Origin of the sequence: Mycolicibacter minnesotensis, from assembly GCF_010731755.1 — a bacterium.
Lineage (GTDB): Bacteria > Actinomycetota > Actinomycetes > Mycobacteriales > Mycobacteriaceae > Mycobacterium > Mycobacterium minnesotense.
Map to the genome: position 1 here is coordinate 323,546 of NZ_AP022589.1, position 19,308 is coordinate 342,853.

Genomic DNA, 19,308 nt, shown 5'->3' on the forward strand with positions numbered 1-19,308 from the left:
AAATTACTTCTGTCCGGGGAAATTCAGCTTGGACAGGTCGAAGTCGGCAAGCCCGGGCGGCAGTTCGTTGAGGCCCTCGGGCAGCTGTGACAGATCGGGAAATCCGGCCGGCATCCCGGGACCACCGGGCCCGAACAGGCCCCGCACCTTCGGCGGTGTCGGGCCGCGGCCCTTGCCCTTCTTGCCGGATTTGCCCTTCGGCTTACGGCTGGCGCTCTTGCGGCCCAGCCCCGGCAAGCCCAGGCCGCCCATCATCGACGACATCATCTTTCGGGCCTCGAAGAACCGGTCGACGAGCTGATTGACTTCCGAAACGCTCACGCCCGAACCGTTGGCGATGCGCAGCCGCCGGGAGGCGTTGATGATCTTCGGGTCGGCGCGCTCTGCCGGCGTCATACCCCGAATGATGGCCTGCAGGCGATCCAGCTGACTGTCGTCGACGGCCGCCAGCGCGTCCTTCATCTGACCGGCACCGGGCAACATTCCCAACAGGTTGCCGATCGGACCCATCTTGCGGATCGCCAGCATCTGCTCGAGGAAGTCCTCCAAAGTGAGCTCGCCGGAACCGATCTTGGCCGCTGCTTCCTCTGCCTTGCGGGCGTCGAAGACCTGCTCGGCCTGCTCGATAAGGCTGAGAACATCACCCATGCCCAGGATTCGGCCGGCCATCCGATCGGGATGGAAGACATCGAAGTCTTCCAACTTCTCACCGGTGGACGCGAACAGGATGGGCGCGCCGGTGACTTCCCGCACCGACAGCGCCGCGCCACCGCGGGCGTCGCCGTCCAGCTTGGTCAGCACGACGCCGGTGAAGCCCACACCTTCGCGGAACGCATCGGCGGTGGTGACGGCGTCCTGACCGATCATGGCGTCCAGGACGAACAGCACCTCGTCGGGCTGGACCGCGTCGCGGATGGCGGCAGCCTGGGCCATCATCTCCTCGTCGATACCCAGACGCCCGGCGGTGTCGACGACGACGACATCGAAGTGCTTGGCCTTCGCTTCGGCCAGACCAGCAGCGGCCACGGCAACCGGGTCGCCGGGGGCATCCGTGCCGCCGGCGACGGAAGTGCCCGGATGCGGGGCGAACACAGCCACTCCAGCACGCTCACCGACGACCTGGAGCTGATTGACCGCGCCAGGGCGTTGCAGGTCACATGCCACCAGCAGCGGTGTGTGCCCCTGGCCGCGCAGCCAGGTGGCCAGTTTCCCGGCCAGCGTGGTCTTTCCCGCCCCCTGCAGACCGGCGAGCATGACGACCGTCGGCGGGGTCTTGGCGAACACCAGCTGGCGGGTCTGCCCACCGAGGATGCCGACAAGTTCCTCGTTGACGATCTTGACGACCTGCTGGGCCGGGTTGAGCGCCCCGGAGACCTCGGCACCTTTGGCTCGGTCCTTGATCCGTCCGATGAACGCCCGCACCACCGGTAGCGATACGTCGGCCTCCAGCAGGGCCAGCCGGATCTCCCGGGCGGTGGCGTCGATGTCGGCGTCGGTGAGACGACCCTTACTGCGCAGCCCCTGCAGGGCCCCGGTCAACCGGTCGGAGAGCGATTCAAACACGTCGCCAGCCTATATGCGGCCACCCAACCCGCGGGCAGGCCGACGTGACACGACACGGCATCGGGTTCGCGGACCCCGGACACCGGACCACCCCAGGACAGCCTGGCAGGGCACCTTCTCGACAGCCAATTGTAACGGCCACGTTAGATCAATTGCACAGTTAATGCAGCAATTCCCTACCGTTAATCGGTTGTTTCGGACCATTCACAGTGAATGCACATCCGTTAAGGATTCACACCCAACCGCTAAGTAATTGTTACCAACCACGGTGTGGGCTCATGTTTCTGCCAGGCTTTGCCCATCGAAGCCAGCACGCCGGATAACCAATGACGGGACCGGCCACTTGCGAGGAGGACGCATGTCATTTGTTAAGGCTCTCCCCGAAGCCATGACCAACGCCGCAGGGCAATTGGCAGGTATCGGTGAAGCGCTGGCTACTGAGAATGGTGCCGCAGCGATCCCGACCACTGTTATTGCCCCCGCCGGTTTGGACCCGGTGTCGGCACTGCAGGCCGGGGTGTTCACGACTTACGGGACGCTTTACCAGTCGATCAGCGAGCAGGCCGCCGCCGTGCACCAGCAGCTGGTCCAGGTGCTCGGCCTCAACGCCAGTGCTTACAACACTGCCGAGGCCACCAACCAGGCCACCGCCCAGGCCGACTCGGTAATGGACTGGATCTTGCACACCTTGCTCGGTGTTCCGACTTCGGGCAGCAGCTCCATTTTGTCGAGCAACGGGGCCAACCTCGCCAATATCGGCTTGGGCAACTGGGCCTCGGCAGGTTCGGCAATCCTGGGGCTGGCCGGTGGTGGTCTGCTCGACTTCCCGGAGGAGATCGCCGCCGAAGGCGCCGCGGGCCTCGTGGGGTACGAAGCACCCGTGTACACCCCGATTGGCGCAATGCCCGTGGCGGCCGGCATGGCGCAGGCCACCACCGTCGGCGCCCTGTCTGCGCCGCCCGCCTGGGCCGCTGAGACCGCGGCAGCCTCGGCAGCCACCAACGCTGCGGGGCCCGGCCGTTTGGCCGCAGCAGCAGCGGCGAGCAGCGTGGTTGCCCCGCACGGCATGTCTGGCATGCCCGCCATGGGGGCCGTGCCGGCAGCCATGGCCGCCGCCGGAGCCGGCCACGCGGCCGGAAGGTTCGGCGCCCCGCGCTACGGCGTCAAGCACACCGTCATGCCCAAGCCCAAGGCCGTTTAGCAAACCTGCCCCACCGACGAGAATGGGATTACGTATATGTCTTTTGATTTCGGAGCGTTACCCCCGGAGGTCGTCTCGACCTGGATGTACACCGGAGCAGGTTCTGCACCCATGATGTCGGCTGCGGGAGCCTGGAGCAGCCTGGCCGCTGAGCTGGAGACATCGGCGGCATCGGCCCAACTGGTGATCGCCGAGCTGGTCGGCGCAGACTGGACCGGTCCTGCGTCGGCAGCGATGGTCAGCGCCGTCGAGCCCTATCTGACCTGGTTGCAGACCACTGCGACGGCTGCCTTCCAGGCCAGCGCCCAGGCGATGGCCTCAGCGGGAGCGTTCGAAGCCGCCCGCGCGTCCGTCGTGCCTCCGCCGGTGATCGCCGCGAACCGGGCACAACTGGCCGCCCTCGTCGCGACGAACTTCCTGGGCATCAACACCCCGGCGATTCTGGCCACCGAAGCCCACTATCTGGAGATGTGGGCGCAGGACACCATGGCCATGCTCGGCTACACCACCGCATCCTCCAGCGCCTCGGCGCTGACCCCGGTGGCTCCGGCACCCCAGACCAGCAACCTGGCCGGCGCGGCGCTCGCCACTGCCGGCTCTGCCAGCGGTGGGGTTCAGCAGGAGTTGACTCACACTCTCGGATCGCTGCAGGGCGTCCTGTCGGGGCTCTCCTCGCCCTTTGCGGGGGCGGCCGACGCAACGGGCGGCCTGGTGAATGCGGCCGACCTGTTTATGGGCACTCCCCTGTTCGCCAATATCATCAACGGCGGCGTGAACACCGCGGCCTGGTTCGTCTGCACCGCCATCCCGACAGCGGTATCGCTGGGCCACACCCTGGCCCTGGCCCCCGCTGCGGCCCTGGCATCCGACGTCACCGGCGTCGACGGCCTTGCGGCCGGCCTGGGCTCCGGCGTCCTGGCCGGTATGACACAACCGGTAGGAGCTCTGGCCTCCGCCGGGACACCGGTACTGGCCGGACTCGGTCAGTCCGCAACGATGGGTGGCATGTCGGTACCGGCCGGCTGGTCGTCTGCGGCGGGCGCTCAGCTCGCAGCGTCGACGGGTTCTGGTTGGACCGTGGCCGCGGAAGAGGCGACGGGCATGGGTGCCGCGCCGGCCGCCGGAATGGCGCCGGTGGGAGCGGGCGCAGGACGCTCCGGCGGCTCCGGCGGCCCGCGCTACGGTTTCCGTCCTACGGTAATGCCGAAACAGGTGGTGGTGTAACAAAATTCGGTGCGCCCTCCTGAGGGTCGCCGGCGACGACGGGAGCCCCGTCGAGCCGGACCTCAGGGGGGCGTACTGCATTTCTGCGACGGTCGCCGGGGCACGTGCGGCCACGAATGCATCCACAGTTGAGGCCGATGATGCAGGCCTCCGGCTTAACGGGTGCCACGCCCGGCGCCGACGCTACGCCGCCTACCGGAACAGGCGCCGCCGCCGCGATGCCGGCCATCTCGGCGCCGGTGAGCTGAACAGTCAGGGCCACCCCTACCGTGCCCAACAACGCGGCCGTCATCCTGCCGAACTGTGTCATCACCATCGCCATCCCTACGTTTCGCTATGTTTCGTCATGTTTCGGTTATGTTTCCCCCTGCTCACACAACGTACGACCCCTTTCTGGGATCTACCTGAAGCTTGGGAGGTAACTGGCCGGGCGAAGACAAGCCGCTGCAGGGCCATGCAACAAAGAGCTCACGGCCGCCCCAGGCGGGCGCCGCTGTGCCCGAGGCCGGCTTCCTGCAGTCGCCGGTAGCTCGTCGTCGGGTACCGCGCTCTGCCTACCCGGAGCCGTCTAGTCGGCCGACAATCCGCACGCTGAAAAGCCCGCGCGATACATCGTCTGGATTTCTCAATCGCACGGTAGATCGGGATCGTCGCGATATGCCCAGATAAATACCGTCTCAGGAAAATGGAGAGCCAGTCGCCAATACGCGCCCGCGATTATCAGGACAGGTTGCTACGCGAACCCATGTGCTCCACACGGCGCGAAAGACCCCGGGGAAGGTGCCGAGAACGGCAACGCGGGAGGCGCGACTACATCAGCGCGCGGAAAGCAGGGAGAATTCCGGGGGCTTACGCCCGCGCCGCTGACATCCGGCGATACGGCAAGTTGTCTGACATCCGGCGATACGGCAAGTTGTTGAGTGCGGCGTCGACGCATTGGCTGATCCGCTGAGCCGCATCGAAGAGCCGGGCCGCCAGATCGTGCCTGTCGTCCAGCCCCAATGCGCCACTGATCTCGTCGGCGTATTGGGCCGAGAGTACGTCGTGACCGCGACCGCAGGCCCGGTGAAGTTCGGTACGAACGTCCAGCACGGTGCGATAGGCGCTCCGTAGCGAAGTCCTGCGATCGTGTAGCCGCCGCACATTAGAACGGCCGGCGACATCTGCGACGGCAAGCGCATCGAGCAGCTGAACATCGCGGAGCCCGCCGCGGCCGCATTTCAGGTCGGGCTCGGCGCTGGAGGCGATCTCCCCGCTGCGGTGCCATCGGGAATGGGTGATGTCGAGAAGTTCTTCGTAGCGGGAGCCGATGCCGTGGCGCCATTGCTGCTGGACGCCGGCGATGAGCCGCGCTGAAAGCTGCTCATCGCCGGCGATGTGACGCGCGTCCAGCATGGCCAGGCCCGCGAGGATATCGGAGCCCGCGACCTCGAGCGCCTGCGGAATGGTCCGCACGCTGTGATCGAGACGAACGTTGGCGTCCCACAGCGGATACCACAGTGCTTCCGCCATCACACCGACTGCATCTCCAGGCATGTCGTCATGCAGGAGAAGCAGATCCAGGTCCGAGTGCGGTAGCAGTTCGCGGCGGCCAAGAGAGCCGGTGGCGATGACCGCGAAGCCGCTGCCGGCCACCGCCCCGATCTCTCTAGCCTTGGTGACCAGCCACGACTCGTGCACCTGCCGCCAGGCGGTCCGCAGCGCGCCCGAATCCCACTGGGTTGCTGTAGCGCATCGCAATGATGCGCGTACAGCAGCCAGGTCGGGTGCGGGGCAACTGCGTTGGCGCTGCCGGGGGCTCGTGACTGGCACCGTGGCGCTCATGGCCGGCTAGATCGCTTCGGATCGGTGTGCGGACTCACACCGCATCGGCTCCGCGTTCACCGGTGCGTACCCGGACCACCGAATCCACCGGGCTGACCCACACCTTGCCGTCGCCGATCTTGCCGGTCCGTGCTCCCCGCACGATGACATCGACGATCTTGTCCACCGCGAAGTCGTCGACCAGGACTTCGATCCGGACCTTGGGGACGAAGTCGATCGAGTACTCAGCACCTCGATAGACCTCGGTGTGGCCCTTCTGCCGGCCGTAACCCTGGACATCACTGACCGTCATCCCCATCACGCCGGCTTCTTCCAGCCCAGTCTTGATGTCCTCCAACGTGAACGGCTTGACGATCGCGGTGATCAACTTCATGTTCTCTCCTCTCTTCACCCGAGTAAGCAACAACCGCACTGCCGGTGCCCGCGAAGTCGTATCCGCTTTGGATGTGCTCGGCCTCATCGATGCCCGACGCTTCATCCTCGGCGTCCACGCGCAGGCCGATGGTGTATTTCAGGGCCAGCGCCAAGATCGTCGTTGCCACTGCCGAGTACACCAGGACACTCGACGCCCCGATGGTCTGGCGCCACAGCTGGTCGAAACCGCCGCCGTAGAACAGGCCGGGCGATACGTCGGACTCTCCGTAGATGGCAGCAGTGGTCGGCGCCGCAACCAGGCCGATCAGCAAAGTTCCGACGAGCCCGCCCACCAGGTGCACCCCGACGACATCGAGCGAGTCGTCGAAACCGAAGCGGTATTTCAGACCCACTGCCAGGGCACAGGCGACACCGGCAACAGCACCCACAACCAGCGCACCGACGACGTCGACCGACGCACACGCGGGAGTGATGGCCACCAAGCCGGCCACGATGCCCGAGGCTGCACCCAGCAAGGTGGCGTGGCCGTCTCGGATCCGCTCGGCGAGCAACCAGCCCAACATCGCGGCAGCGGTGGCGACCGTTGTGGTGACGAAGGTCGAGCCGGCCACGCCGTTGGCGCTACCCGCCGACCCGGCGTTGAATCCGTACCAGCCGAACCACAGCAAGCCGGCGCCGAGCATCACCAACGGAAGATTGTGCGGCCGTATCGGGAGTGTCGGCCAGCCTTGGCGTTTGCCGACGACGATCGCCAGCACCAGAGCGGCGACACCCGCATTGATATGGACCGCTGTACCACCGGCGAAGTCGATCGCGTGGAGCTTGTTGGCGATCCAGCCGCCGTGCGGCGCGGTGCCGTCGTCGAAGGCGAAGACCCAGTGCGCCACCGGGAAGTACACGACGCTGACCCACAGCGCGGAAAACAGCAGCCAGGCGCCGAATTTCATTCGGTCGGCCACCGCTCCAGAGATCAATGCGACCGTGATGATCGCGAACATCATCTGGAAGCCCACAAAGACCGTTGCGGGGATCGATCCGATGAGCGGAATCTCCACCGCGGCGGCTCCGCTGGCCGGATCGGCGGCTGTCGCGTCGATCCCGATCAGACCTTTCAGGCCCCAGTAGTCACTTACATTTCCGGCGAAATTGCCGACATCATCACCAAAGGCGAGCGAAAATCCGTAGAGCACCCACAGGATGGTCACCACACCCATGGCGCTGATGCTCATCATGATCATGTTGAGAACACTCTTGACTCTGACCATGCCGCCATAGAAGAACGCCAGACCGGGCGTCATCAAAAGCACCAAGGCGGCGCTGATCAGCATCCAAGCAGTGTCACCGGTGTCAGGCACTCCCATCGTCGGGAACTGATCCATGCACCAAACCTCCTCTGCCGCGACCGGTTGCCATATGAACCAGGCTGGTCATAACAATGCGCAACAGTTGTTTCGGCTCGAACGCCGCTCCGTTGCGGATGTGTGACCACCTGCTCACAGAAATCAACCCGGCGAGCAGAAAGGAAGCTTTCAGGGTGCCCTCAGCGGCACCCGTCAGGCGGGCGGTTGGGGTGCTCCCCCGGCTCCCCCGGCGCCCCCGGCACCGTTGACGTTGGGCGCGCCGGACTGCCCCGGAGTGCCGGGGGTTCCTCCGGTGGTCCCGCCGTCGCCACCGTCGCCGCCGTCGCCACCAGCACCGACAGAACCGTTACCGCCGGCTCCACCGTTTCCGCCACGGCCACCGGAATTTCCGAGCTGGCCAGGAGCGGCGCCGCCATTGCCGCCGTCCCCGCCGTCCGCGCCGAACCGGCCACTGCCCCCGGCACCGCCGATGCCCCCGGCACCGCCGTTTCCACCACTGATACCACTGCCCCCAGCCCCTCCGGAGCCGCCGTTGCCGCCGTGCCCCCCGGTGCCGAACGGGTTGCTCAGGCCTGCGCCACCCGCGCCACCGGCGCCGCCGTCGCCATCGGCGCCGGCCTGCCCTGCTCCGCCGAGCCATCCCACGCCGACTCCGGCCGCACCGCCCTGTCCGCCGTCTCCGCCGTCTCCGCCGTTGCCACCCAGTGGCTGGCTGGCCGTTCCGGCGGCCCCTGCCGCGCCAACCCCACCGAGACCGCCGGCACCGCCGTTTCCGCTGAAGCCCAGGAGCCACCCAGCGTTGCCGCCGACCCCGCCGTTGCCGCCGTCACCGCCGTGCAGGGCGGTCACATAGGGACCGTTGACCCCGGCCCATCCGGAACCACCTCGACCACCGGTGCCTCCGAAGCCCCACCCGGAGACCGCGTCACCGCCGGCGCCGCCGGTACCCCCGTCATGTGATACCAGCGACGTGCCGTTGAACGTGTCGTAGAAGCCGGTACCACCTCGACCACCGACGCCACCGTCGCCGAACCACATGCCGCCGTTGCCGCCCTGACCACCCGCGCCGGCCTCGATCACCACGCCGCCGGCACCGAGATAAGCCGCCGCACCCTGACCACCCGCGCCGCCGTTGCCGAACAATCCGGCGTCGCCGCCGTCACCGCCGACGCCACCGTTGACTCCTGCTACGCCGGCCGCACCGTCGCCGCCGTCGCCGAAAAGGAACCCGCCGTCGCCGAGGTTGCCGAAACCGAGCCAACCGAACAGCGAGATGTTGGGGCCGTTGAAGCCATCGATTCCATCGCCGATCAGGTACCTGCCGAACGTCAACACGAAGGGTGTGTTGATCAGGTCGATCACCAGTTGATTGCCGGCGGAATGCAGGAAGTCTTCCAATGAGTCATGGATCGGCAGATAGAAGCTGTCCTGATAGAGCTGTGCCCAATCGGCCGGGTCCAGTGCGTCGAAGCTCGCCAGGCCGAGGGTGTCCGGATCGAAGCTCGCCAGGCCGATGTCACCGAGTTCGACGCCTGCCGGCGTGAGGTCGGCGGGGTCGAACCAGGTTGCGGGATCGAAGAAGTCGAAGTCCGCCCCTGCCGACGGCGCGGTCACCACCGGCGCCAGGGCCAGGGCCAGAGTGAACGCCGCCGCAGCACCGCCGACCGCCCGGTTCATCCGGCCGACCGAACCACGACCACGGTGCCCGGCGTTGCGGCGAAGGCGACGATTCATGCAAGAGACCTTTCTACGACTAATCCGTACTGACCGGGCGGATCTGACCTAGGCGGACGCGATTGCGTCGGGCCCGAGGAGATCGCCGATCCAGGACAGGCCAGCTGGGCCGTCCAACAAGGATCCGAGGGAGTTCCAGGACTCCGCAGAGGCGGCGGGCTCGGTCGCCATCGCCGACCCGCCGAACAGCCCACCGAAGAACGGGGTGGGGTTCTGGATGTCGAGGAGCACGCGCTGAGCCGCATTCCACAACGTGGCGAACGGTTCCTGCTCCATAAACGATCCGGATATGTAGTTGGCCGGATCCTGCAGCGCGCGGAAGGCGTTCTGGACACCTTGCGACCACGCATCCGACAGGGCCGCGTTGAGCTGCTCCATGCTGATGTGACTGGGCAATAACTCGAAACTGAAAGAGGACAGCTGGTTGGCAGGGCCCTGATTCCAGCCTTCGGTAAGGCTGCCGTAGCCGAGGTTGACCAGGATGCGCATGCTCGGCTCCAACAACTCGGCCAGGGGGGTGCCCCAGACCGGGGTGAGCTTCAACAGGTCGGTCAGCGGCAGCGACTCGTTCGGGATGATGTAGTAGTTCGTCAGGCTGTCGCCGGTGGTCTCCAGCTGAATCGCATTGGCGATATCGTCGGCGCTGAGCCCGAAATACCCGATGTGGGTCGAGAACATCCCCACGATGGCGTTGAGATCGGCCAGCAGGTTCAGCGGATACCGCGGAAAGTCGGCATAGCCGTCGTATTCCAGGGTGTAAACGTCGGTGGTGAAGTAGTCCGGGGTCGGATGCCCCAGAGTCATCCCGTTCCAGAATGTGAGGTCCCCGCCCCAGAAGTTGAGCAGTTGAAGCAGGCCGCCGTTCGGGTTCGCGGAATTACCCACAAGCACGAAATGAACGTCTTCGGGCGCGACGCCCTCGTGGCGGAGCTGTTCCATGGTCATCGACGACATCGCCGAACTCTGCGAATAACCGAAGACATAGACGGGGTTGTCGGTGTTGGCTTCTCCGACGGCGAGCTGCTGCTTGATGGCATCGGCAAGAATCTGCGCGCCCTGAACCATCGAGAGATTGCCCGGGAAGGACAGCTGAGGCGTGAACAGTGACTCTGGGGTTCCGGTGAAGCCGTGCGATTGGAGATACAACAGGTCGGCGGCGTTGACGTAACCCGCCGACGGCAACGGAATACCGCTGCCGCCCATGACGAACGCCACCTCGCCGGCGGCCAGCTGCACGTCCGCGGCGGCTGCGCGCGACGATGTCGGTGCGATCGTGGCACACCCAACCATTCCGGCTGCGACGAGAACTCCGACGAGACCGAGAACCGTTAGCCCACGCCGGGGAGAACGCCCCCCGTGCGGACCGGTCATCGCGACGACACCAGCCATGGAAACCCCTTGAAATGCCCTTCAGCGCACCGCTGAACGCGGAGGCCCACCCGAAATTAGATCACCCGCAACAGTTTTAGTCATTAGTTCACAGGAAAGCCAACCCAGATTGACATAACCTCTTCTATTGCGTGCTGATAATGATTCGAGCTTTCAGCTTGGCCGAAACAGGAGGCGAACCACCGTCCAAGTAAGGTTCCTCACGTGGATATTAACGGAGCAAGCGCGATCGTCACCGGTGGCGCATCAGGAATCGGCGCGGCCACTGCCCGCCAGTTGGCCGACCGGGGCGCGCGGGTCGTCGTCGCCGACCTACAGGCGGACAAGGGCGAGGAACTGGCCCGCGAGATCGGCGGCGTGTTCGTGTCCGTCGACGTCACCAGCACCGAGCAGATCATCGACGCGGTCAACACCGCAACGGACCTCGGCCCGCTGCGGGCATTGGTGAACTCGGCCGGTATCGGCTGGGCTCAGCGCACCATCGGCAAGGACGGCGAGTTCGAGTCGGCACACAACCTGGACCTGTACAAGAAGGTGCTCGCGATCAACCTGGTCGGCACCTTCGACTGCATCCGGATCGCGGCCACCGCAATGAGCCGCAACGAGCTGACCGACACCGGCGAGCGGGGCGCGATCGTCAACATGACCAGCGTGGCGGCATTCGACGGTCAGATCGGCCAGGCCGCCTACTCGTCGTCCAAGGGCGGCGTCGTGGGCCTGACCCTGCCGGTAGCCCGCGACCTCTCGGCGGCGGGGATCCGCGTCAACACCGTGGCTCCCGGCCTCATCGACACCCCGATTTACGGCGAGGGCCCGGACTCCGAGGCGTTCAAGGCCAAGCTCGGGCAGTCCGTGTTGTTCCCGCACCGTCTGGGCAAGCCCGAAGAGCTGGCGTCGATGGTGGTGGAGCTGCTCACCAACTCCTACATGAATGCCGAAGTCGTCCGCGTGGACGGTGGCATTCGGATGCCACCGAAGTAATCCCCCACCTGACGTTGAGATTGCGTCCAGGGTCGCGAATACCGCGAAATGCACTGCCCTGGGCGCAATCTCAGCACCAATGTCGGCGTGAACGTACCGTTCTAGGGGGCCGCCGCAGGGCGGCGGCGCGTGGCACCCCAGAGCCCGACGCCGACGCCGACCACAGCTCCACCGATGCCGACGATCTGCTGTCCTCGCTTGAGGTCGGCGTGCACGCTGATCCCGCCCAGCAGGTCGGCCGCGTCGGCACCGCCGGAGGCCAGAAACCAGCCGCGGGTGTCGCGGCCGCGCAAGGCCGCAGTCAGCAGTAGTCCGCCGATCAGGGCGTCGCGGTAACCCATCGAACGAAGCAGCAGGCGCGCGGAAGGCCCCGGATCATCCGGCTCTCCCCACCACCGGTTCGCCCGCAGAGGATCCGCGAGAAACGAGATCCCCGACGCCAGCCGGATACTGCCCGCGATCAGCGCGGCACGGTCTTTGATCATGGACCGCAGCCTAGGGCCCAGCGACATCGGCCGAAACTACTTCCAGGCGAACACCGGTTGCTCCAAATTATCGACCCGGTCGCCTCGGCCCTCCAGACACAGCCACCGCACCTGCAACAGCACCGCGCCCGTCGGCGCATGAATGAGGTCATTACCCAACGGGATCTGCACGACCGGACGCGGGCTCTCGGGGATGCCGACGTAGCGCGGCGAATCATCGCGTTGCAGCTGATGCAGCCCGACGCGGTAGACCGCCACCACCTCCGCCGCCGCGGGACGGAGATCGAGCCGACCCCCACCCCAGATCACCACCGGTGTGATCACATATCCCGAACGCGTCGGATAGTCGTCCAGTACACCCAGCACAGCCGAGTCGGACAACCGGACGCCGACCTCCTCGTGCAGTTCGCGCAGGGCGGCATCGACCGCGGTTTCGCCAGGATCAAGGCGGCCGCCGGGTAGCGCCCACTGAGCGGCATGCGACGTGAGACGAGATGCTCTGCGGCACAAGAGAAAGGCGGCACCCCCGGAGACATCGACCATGCGCCCGTCCAGGCCCGCCTCGGACATCGACCGCCCAGCCATCCAGTCATCCACGTGTGCGGGGTCGACCCTGTCCTCGGCGACTTCGGAATCCACGATCACCACCGCTACGGCAGCCCGTCGCTTCGACGGGTCGTCCACGGCGCGGCGGTCGTGCGCGTTCAGGTGCGCCCGGATCCGTTCCCGCAGCACCTCGTCATAGCTGATCGTCACCGCTTGACCCTACGACCGGGGCGCTGCCGCGACGACCCTCCCTGGCTCAGCCCGCGGCCCACTCCTTGGCACGCTCAACGTCCCCGAGGCCGAACACCGCGAGCTCACCGGGAATCATCCACTCAAGCGCATGCAGCACGTGGGCGACCCACTCTTTGTCAGACACCACGGCGATGCGTTTGAAGGCGGAGTGATGCGGCAGTACCGCGCCCAGCCCGAGTTTGATGTCCTCGGCCAGCCCGCCGGGCCCGAAACCCTCGTAGTCGGAGTCGATGACCTCGACGATCCGCACATCCCCGTCCCGCAGAAGCTCGTGCAGTGCGGGCTTGATCTCGCGGAGTTCGTCGCCGCGAAGCCGTCCCGAGACGCGAATCCCGGTTACTCCCTGCGGCATGTCCGGCAATAGCTCGATCATGGGAGACCTCCCTTGCAGCCGATGCCGCCACTGTAGTCCGGGCCCGCCGACTACGCGGTTCGGTCACCCCGCCAAGGGGTCAGCCCGCGTTGCGCGCCAGATTGATGGCGTAGTCGCTGACGAAGTGACCCGCGGCGGGTTCACCGGAACCACAGCTGCCGTCGGACTCCCCCACCCGCTTGACCCACAGGTAGGCGTCGGCGTGCTGCCCGGCCGTGTCCGCGGTGGGCGGTGTACCCAGGGCCCGCCCGCTGGGATTGCACCAGCCGTAGGGGTCGCCTTCGGCAGGGCCGGCACCGTTGCGGGAGGTATCGACCACGTAGTGTGCTCCGCCGGTCATGCCCGAGATCTCTTCGCCGTAGCCGATTTCCTCTTCGGTGGTGAAGTAGTTCGTGCTGTTCAGGGAGAAGCCTCGCGCACGCCCCACACCGGCCGCGTTGAGCCGGTTGGCCATCTCGCCGGCGCTGACCCAACGCGAGTGGCCGGCGTCGACGTAGACGGCCGTGGCCGGGTTGCGGCCCAGCGTGTCTACGGCGTAGCTGATCAGGTCGTAGCGCTCCTGACGCGCATCACCGGAGAGGCAGTCGGCCATCGCGAGCGCGTCGGGCTCCAGGATGATCGCGGCCGGGTTGCCGCCGATCCCGTCAGCGACGCTGTCGACCCAGGCGCGGTAGGACGCGCCGGAGGAGAATCCGCCCGCCGCGTAGCTGCCACAGTCACGGTGCGGGATGGCGTAGAGCACCAGCACCGGCATGGCGCCGGCCGCCGCGGCGGCGCCGGTGTGCCGCGCCACCGTCGAGCCGACCGATCCCACCCCAAACGCCTGGTCCAGCCAGTACGCCTGCGGAGTGTTGGCCACCCGAGCCAGCTCGGCGCTGTCCGGCTGCGCATTGGACGCGTGCATCGCCTTCGAGATCGGATCGACGTAGAAGGGCCGGCCGGCCAGCGGGTTGTCCCCGTCGGCCTGGGCGGGGGCGGCGCCGGCCAGGGCCGCCAGAGCAAGGAGCGGGGTGACGCAGCGCGCGACTGCACCAAACAGTGAGGGGGTCACAGGCAAAAATTACCCTACGGCCGTCCCAAGGTCACGAGAAGGTCACGGTCAACACCGAACGCTCAGCCCAGCAGCGCGTCGACGAAAGCGCCCGGCTCGAACGGAGCCAGGTCGTCGGGGCCCTCACCGAGCCCCACCAGTTTGACCGGCACACCCAGCTCTTGCTGCACCCGGAAGACGATCCCGCCCTTGGCGGTGCCGTCCAGCTTGGTCAGCACCACGCCGGTGATGTCGACGACGTCGGCGAAGACCCGAGCTTGGGCCAGGCCGTTCTGCCCGATGGTGGCGTCGAGGACCAGCAGTACCTCATCGACGGCCGCCCGGCGTTCCACCACGCGCTTGACCTTGCCGAGCTCGTCCATCAGCCCGGTCTTGGTGTGCAGCCGTCCCGCGGTGTCGATGACCACGACATCAACGCCCTCGGCGATGCCCTTGTCGACAGTGTCGAACGCCACCGAGGCCGGGTCCGCGCCTTCGGCGCCGCGGACCACCTCCGCACCCACCCGTGCCGCCCAGGTCTGCAGCTGGTCGGCCGCCGCGGCCCGAAAGGTGTCGGCCGCACCCAGCACCACGCGACGCCCGTCGGCCACCAAAACCCGGGCCAGTTTGCCGACGGTGGTGGTCTTGCCCGTGCCGTTGACGCCCACCACCAGCAGCACCGAGGGGTGGTCGTCGTGGGGCAATGCCCGAATGGACCGCTCCAGGCCGGGTTGCAGCTCGCCGATGAGAACGTCGCGCAGGACGGCACGCGCCTGTTCCTCGGTGTGCACCTGGCCGCCGGCCAGCCGCGCGCGAAGCTGAGTCACCACCGATTCGGTGACCACGGGACCCAGATCAGCCACCAGCAAGGTGTCCTCGACGTCCTGCCAGGAGTCATCGTCGAGATCACCGCCGCCGAGCAGCCCGAGCACACTGCGTCCCAATGCGCCCTGCGATTTGGCCAGCCGACCACGCAATCGGTCCATCCGGCCTGCCACGGGCTCGATGTCCGGCTCGGCAGCGGGCTCGACGGCTACCGATTCAGGGGCGGTTTCGGGCAGTTCGACGTCGGTGATGGTGCGCCGGGGCGCGTCACGCGGAATGGTCGCGTCGTCTCCGATGACGGGGGCCGGCGCCTCATCCGGCTCCAGCGTCTCGGCCCGACTGAACGCGATGCCCGAAGAGGCCGCGTAGCCGCCGGAGCGGTCCAGGCTCTCGCGTTGCGGCGCAGACAGACTGATCCGGCCCCGCCGATGGCGTACCAGGCCCCAGACCAGCGCACCGATGAGGCCCAGCACGACAACGACCGCCGCGGCGATCACGAGATATTGAGACGACACGACTGTCATTGTGGCAGCAGCGACTTAGCCGGGTTCACGACGAGCTGGAAACAAGCTCCTCGCCCCGGATGCGCTGCGAGATCACCGCGGTGATCCCGTCGCCCTGCATGGTCACCCCGTACAGGGCGTCGGCGACCTCCATGGTGGGCTTCTGATGGGTGATGACGATGAGCTGCGAGCGGGCCCGCAGCATTTCAAACAGCGCCAGCAACCGGCGCAGGTTGGTGTCATCGAGTGCGGCCTCGACCTCATCCATGATGTAGAACGGCGACGGGCGGGCCCGGAAGATCGCCACCAGCATCGCGATGGCCGTCAGCGATTTCTCCCCACCGGACAGCAACGACAGCCGCTTGACCTTCTTGCCGGGCGGACGGGCTTCGACGTCGACCCCGGTGGTCAGCATGTCGCTGGGGTCGGTCAGCAGCAGTCTGCCCTCCCCGCCGGGGAACAGCGCAGCGAACACCTCAGTGAACTCGCGCTCCACATCGGCGTAGGCGTCGGTGAACACCTGCAGGATGCGTGTGTCGACCTCGGCCACCACATCGAGGAGATCCTTGCGGGCCCCTTTGACGTCTTCGAGCTGCGTGGACAAGAAGTTGTAGCGCTCCTCGAGCGCGGCGAACTCCTCGAGAGCCAGCGGGTTGACCCGGCCCAGCTCGGCGAGCTCGCGTTCGGCGCGTTTGGCCCGGCGTTCCTGGGTGGCGCGGTCGAACCGCATCGGGGCGGGTGCGGTGACCTGTTCGCCGCGTTCTCGAGCCTGCTCGAACTCGGCCATCTCCAATTCCGTCGGCGGAAGCGCGACGTCTGGACCGTATTCGGCGATCAGGTCTGCCGAACTCATGCCGAACTGTTCGAGCACCGTCTGCTCGAGTTGCTCGATGCGCAATGCCGCCTGCGCCTTGGCGACCTCGTCGCGGTGCAGTGACTCGGTGAGCGCGCTCAGCCGGGTACTCAGCGAGTTCACCTCGTCACGGACGGCGACCAACGCACCGGCCCGCTGCTGACGTTCACCGGCGAGCCCGTCGCGGATCCGTGCCGCTGCGGTCACCACGTGTTGCAGGCGCCGAGCCAGTGCGCTGCCCGCTTCGGCCACCGCGGCGGCCGTCGTGGCCGCGCGGGCACGTGCAGCGCGCGCCTGCTCGGCCCGGATCCGCGCCTCGCGCTCGGCGGAGGCCGCCCGGCGCAGGGAGTCGGCTTTGCCGCGCACCGCATTGGCACGTTCCTCGGCGGTACGCACCGCCAGCCTGGCCTCCACCTCGATGCCGCGGGCGGCCTCCGCGGCGGCCGCGATCTGCTGGCGGTCCACCGGCTCGGCGGTGGTGGTCGGCTGATCCTCTTCGGCATTGCGCAGCCGGGCCTCGAGTTCGCCCAGCTCGGTCACGGTCTGTGCCCGGCCGGCCTCCAGTTCGTCACGCTCGCGCAGCCGCCGGCGCCACTCGGCGTCGGCGGCGCGGGCCTCGTGCCCGAGACGGCCCAGCTGCTCGTGGGTGGCGGCGATCGCGGCGTCGGACTCGTTGAGCGCGGCCAACGCCTGCTCGGCGACGTCGCGGCGCGCGGCCTGCTCGGCCAGTGCACCGGAAAGGGCGGCGCCCAGTTCGCCGACCTGTGTCTCGGAGGCGGCCAGTTCGCCGCGGGCCTTGTCGATCTCGCTGTTGATCTCCAAGGTGGACGGTTTGCGGTCCGAACCACCACTGACCCATCCCGCGCCCACCAGGTCGCCGTCCAGCGTGACTGCACGGACTCCGGGCCGCTCCGCCACCAGATCCAGCGCTGCGGGCAGATCGGCGACCACCGCGACCGCCGACAGCATCGCCGTCATCGCGCCACGCAACCGCTCCGGTGCGTCGATCAGGTCCACTGCCCACAGTGCCCCGTCGGGGAGCGTCGCACGCTGTTCGGGGGCAGGCAGCGGCCAGTCTCCCAAGACGATCGCGGCCCGGCCACCGTCCCCGGTCTTCAGTGCGTTCAGCGCCGAGCGGGCGGCGCCGGCGTTCTCTGCGGCCAGCGCGTCGGCGGCCGAGCCGAGGACCGCGGCCAGCGCGGACTCATACCCTGAGCGCACCTTGACCAGCTTCGCGATCGACCCGAAGAGCCCGGGTCCGCTGTGGTTGGCCGTGAGCCAGGCGGCGCCGTCTCGGCGTTCCAGCCCCATCGACAACGCCTCGATGCGCGCGTGCAGCGAAGCCACCTGCCGCTCAGCGCTTCGCTCGGCCGCCTGCAGTTCGGAAACGCGCTGATCGGCCAGCCGCAACGCCGCGACGGTCCGCTCGTGGTGCTCGTCGAGCCCAACTTCGCCCTGATCGAGCTCGGCGACTCGGCCCTGGACGGTTTCGAACTCGGCCTGCGCAGTCTGAGCGCGGGTAGCGGCCTCCTCGATACGCGTGGACAACTGCCCGACATTGGTGTCGATCGACTCGACCCGGGCCCGAATCGTCTCCACCTGGCCGGTCAGCCGGGCCAGACCCTCGCGCCGATCGGCTTCGGCTCGGACTGCGGCCAGATGCGCCTTCTCCGCCTCGGTGCTGCGCCGCTCGCGCTCGGCCAACTCTGCGCGGGCCGCCTCCAGCCGGATGCCGGCCTCGGCCAGCTCGGCCAGCAGCTGCTGTTCGGCCGCTGCCACCTGCTCGGCTTCCGCCTCCAGGGCGTCTGGATCGACTCCGCCGGTGGTGATGGGCTCGTCATCGAGATGGTGTGCCCGTTCGCTGGCGATGCGGACCGTGGCGCTGACCCGTTCGGCAAGCGCCGAGAGCGAGAACCAGGTCTGTTGGGCAGCCTCGGCGCGCTGGGTCAGGCTGGCGACCGCGGACTCATGGGAAGTCAGTTCCTCGGCTGCCACCGCGAGCCGCTCGGTGATCAGGTCATGTTCGCGGCGCAGCGTCGCCTCGGCGTCGGTGGTGCCGGCGAACTCGGCCTGCCGCGAGACCAGGTCGTCGGCGGTCAACCGCAGCTTGGCGTCGCGTAGGTCAGCCTGGATGGTGGCCGCTCGCCGCGCCACCTCGGCCTGGCGGCCCAGCGGCTTGAGCTGGCGGCGCAGCTCCGTGGTCAGGTCGGTCAGGCGGGCCAGGTTGGCCGCCATCGCGTCCAGCTTGCGAACCGCCTTCTCCTTGCGTTTGCGGTGCTTGAGCACCCCGGCGGCCTCTTCGATGAATGCCCGGCGGTCCTCGGGCCGCGACTCCAGGATCTGCGCCAACCGGCCCTGCCCGACGATGACGTGCATCTCGCGGCCGATGCCGGAGTCGCTCAGCAGCTCCTGGACATCCATCAACCGGCAGCTCGCGCCGTTGATCTCGTACTCGCTGGCCCCGTCGCGGAACATTCGCCGGGTGATCGACACCTCGGCGTACTCGATCGGCAGGGCATTGTCGGAGTTGTCGATGGTCACGGTGACCTCGGCGCGACCGAGCGGGGCCCGCGAAGAGGTGCCGGCGAAGATGACGTCTTCCATCTTGCCGCCGCGCAGGGTCTTGGCGCTGTGCTCCCCCATCACCCAGGCCAGGGCGTCGACGACGTTGGACTTGCCGGACCCGTTGGGTCCGACGACCGCGGTGATGCCCGGTTCGAAGCGCAGAGTCGTCGGCGCGGCGAAGGACTTGAAGCCCTTCAGCGTCAGACTCTTGAGGTGCACGGGGT

The 19,308-nt window shown here is 67.4% G+C and carries 15 protein-coding genes; 3 read left to right on the forward strand and 12 right to left on the reverse strand.

What is annotated here, in order from left to right; all coding sequences use genetic code 11:
* Positions 1–3: 3 nt before the first annotated feature.
* On the reverse strand, positions 4–1,563 hold the full coding sequence (gene ffh / locus G6N09_RS01660; RefSeq protein ID WP_083024154.1) for a signal recognition particle protein: 1,560 nt from the start codon (positions 1,561–1,563) through the stop codon (positions 4–6).
* Positions 1,564–1,921: 358 nt separating this feature from the next.
* Between ffh and G6N09_RS01665 the strand changes: the two genes are divergently transcribed.
* Positions 1,922–2,764 (forward strand): PE family protein, encoded by an 843-nt coding sequence (locus tag G6N09_RS01665; RefSeq protein WP_083024157.1) that lies wholly within the window; start codon positions 1,922–1,924, stop codon positions 2,762–2,764.
* Between the two features lie 36 nt (positions 2,765–2,800).
* The gene (locus G6N09_RS01670) at positions 2,801–3,988 is read left to right on the forward strand and encodes a PPE family protein (RefSeq protein ID WP_109558862.1); all 1,188 of its coding nucleotides are present in this window, start codon (positions 2,801–2,803) and stop codon (positions 3,986–3,988) included.
* Between the two features lie 849 nt (positions 3,989–4,837).
* Here the strand turns inward: G6N09_RS01670 and G6N09_RS01675 are convergent.
* The 5 genes from G6N09_RS01675 to G6N09_RS01695 form a co-directional block, all read right to left on the reverse strand.
* On the reverse strand, positions 4,838–5,668 hold the full coding sequence (locus tag G6N09_RS01675) for a [protein-PII] uridylyltransferase family protein (RefSeq protein ID WP_308214797.1): 831 nt from the start codon (positions 5,666–5,668) through the stop codon (positions 4,838–4,840).
* A 178-nt stretch (positions 5,669–5,846) separates the two neighbouring features.
* Positions 5,847–6,185 (reverse strand): P-II family nitrogen regulator, encoded by a 339-nt coding sequence (locus G6N09_RS01680; RefSeq protein ID WP_046191364.1) that lies wholly within the window; start codon positions 6,183–6,185, stop codon positions 5,847–5,849.
* A complete protein-coding gene (locus tag G6N09_RS01685; protein WP_083024164.1) occupies positions 6,091–7,566 on the reverse strand; it encodes an ammonium transporter in 1,476 nt (491 codons plus the stop codon). Before G6N09_RS01685 ends, G6N09_RS01680 begins: the two co-directional genes overlap by 95 nt.
* Before the next feature lie 174 nt (positions 7,567–7,740).
* Complete coding sequence (locus G6N09_RS20200; RefSeq protein WP_163752622.1) at positions 7,741–9,282, reverse strand: hypothetical protein; 1,542 nt, start codon at positions 9,280–9,282, stop codon at positions 7,741–7,743.
* Between the two features lie 48 nt (positions 9,283–9,330).
* Entirely contained in the window at positions 9,331–10,671 is a 1,341-nt protein-coding gene (locus G6N09_RS01695; RefSeq protein WP_234806949.1) for a PE-PPE domain-containing protein, read from the reverse strand.
* A gap of 204 nt (positions 10,672–10,875) precedes the next feature.
* Between G6N09_RS01695 and G6N09_RS01700 the strand changes: the two genes are divergently transcribed.
* A complete protein-coding gene (locus G6N09_RS01700; protein ID WP_083024169.1) occupies positions 10,876–11,652 on the forward strand; it encodes an SDR family oxidoreductase in 777 nt (258 codons plus the stop codon).
* Between the two features lie 101 nt (positions 11,653–11,753).
* On the opposite strand, the gene G6N09_RS01705 is transcribed toward G6N09_RS01700, so the two are convergent.
* The 6 genes from G6N09_RS01705 to smc form a co-directional block, all read right to left on the reverse strand.
* Entirely contained in the window at positions 11,754–12,137 is a 384-nt protein-coding gene (locus G6N09_RS01705; protein ID WP_083024171.1) for a DUF4267 domain-containing protein, read from the reverse strand.
* A gap of 36 nt (positions 12,138–12,173) precedes the next feature.
* On the reverse strand, positions 12,174–12,893 hold the full coding sequence (locus tag G6N09_RS01710; RefSeq protein WP_083024173.1) for an NUDIX hydrolase: 720 nt from the start codon (positions 12,891–12,893) through the stop codon (positions 12,174–12,176).
* Positions 12,894–12,939: 46 nt separating this feature from the next.
* Entirely contained in the window at positions 12,940–13,308 is a 369-nt protein-coding gene (locus tag G6N09_RS01715; RefSeq protein WP_083024175.1) for a SpoIIAA family protein, read from the reverse strand.
* A gap of 79 nt (positions 13,309–13,387) precedes the next feature.
* Positions 13,388–14,365 (reverse strand): glycoside hydrolase family 6 protein, encoded by a 978-nt coding sequence (locus G6N09_RS01720; protein WP_083024177.1) that lies wholly within the window; start codon positions 14,363–14,365, stop codon positions 13,388–13,390.
* 56 nt (positions 14,366–14,421) lie between these two features.
* Positions 14,422–15,678: a signal recognition particle-docking protein FtsY gene (gene ftsY / locus G6N09_RS01725; RefSeq protein ID WP_234806950.1), complete on the reverse strand. Its 1,257-nt coding sequence runs from the start codon at positions 15,676–15,678 to the stop codon at positions 14,422–14,424.
* Between the two features lie 34 nt (positions 15,679–15,712).
* Positions 15,713–19,303 carry a chromosome segregation protein SMC gene (smc, locus tag G6N09_RS01730; protein WP_083024181.1) on the reverse strand — a complete coding sequence of 1,197 codons (3,591 nt, stop codon included), beginning with the start codon at positions 19,301–19,303 and terminating at the stop codon, positions 15,713–15,715.
* Positions 19,304–19,308: the final 5 nt, after the last annotated feature.

Coding starts and splice junctions, on each gene's coding strand:
- G6N09_RS20200 (WP_163752622.1), bottom strand. CDS start 9,282: ATGAATCGTCGCCTTCGCCGCAACGCCGGGCACCGTGGTCGTGGTTCG.
- G6N09_RS01705 (WP_083024171.1), bottom strand. CDS start 12,137: ATGATCAAAGACCGTGCCGCGCTGATCGCGGGCAGTATCCGGCTGGCG.
- G6N09_RS01665 (WP_083024157.1), top strand. CDS start 1,922: ATGTCATTTGTTAAGGCTCTCCCCGAAGCCATGACCAACGCCGCAGGG.
- G6N09_RS01680 (WP_046191364.1), bottom strand. CDS start 6,185: ATGAAGTTGATCACCGCGATCGTCAAGCCGTTCACGTTGGAGGACATC.
- G6N09_RS01670 (WP_109558862.1), top strand. CDS start 2,801: ATGTCTTTTGATTTCGGAGCGTTACCCCCGGAGGTCGTCTCGACCTGG.
- G6N09_RS01695 (WP_234806949.1), bottom strand. CDS start 10,671: ATGGCTGGTGTCGTCGCGATGACCGGTCCGCACGGGGGGCGTTCTCCC.
- G6N09_RS01715 (WP_083024175.1), bottom strand. CDS start 13,308: ATGATCGAGCTATTGCCGGACATGCCGCAGGGAGTAACCGGGATTCGC.
- G6N09_RS01685 (WP_083024164.1), bottom strand. CDS start 7,566: ATGGATCAGTTCCCGACGATGGGAGTGCCTGACACCGGTGACACTGCT.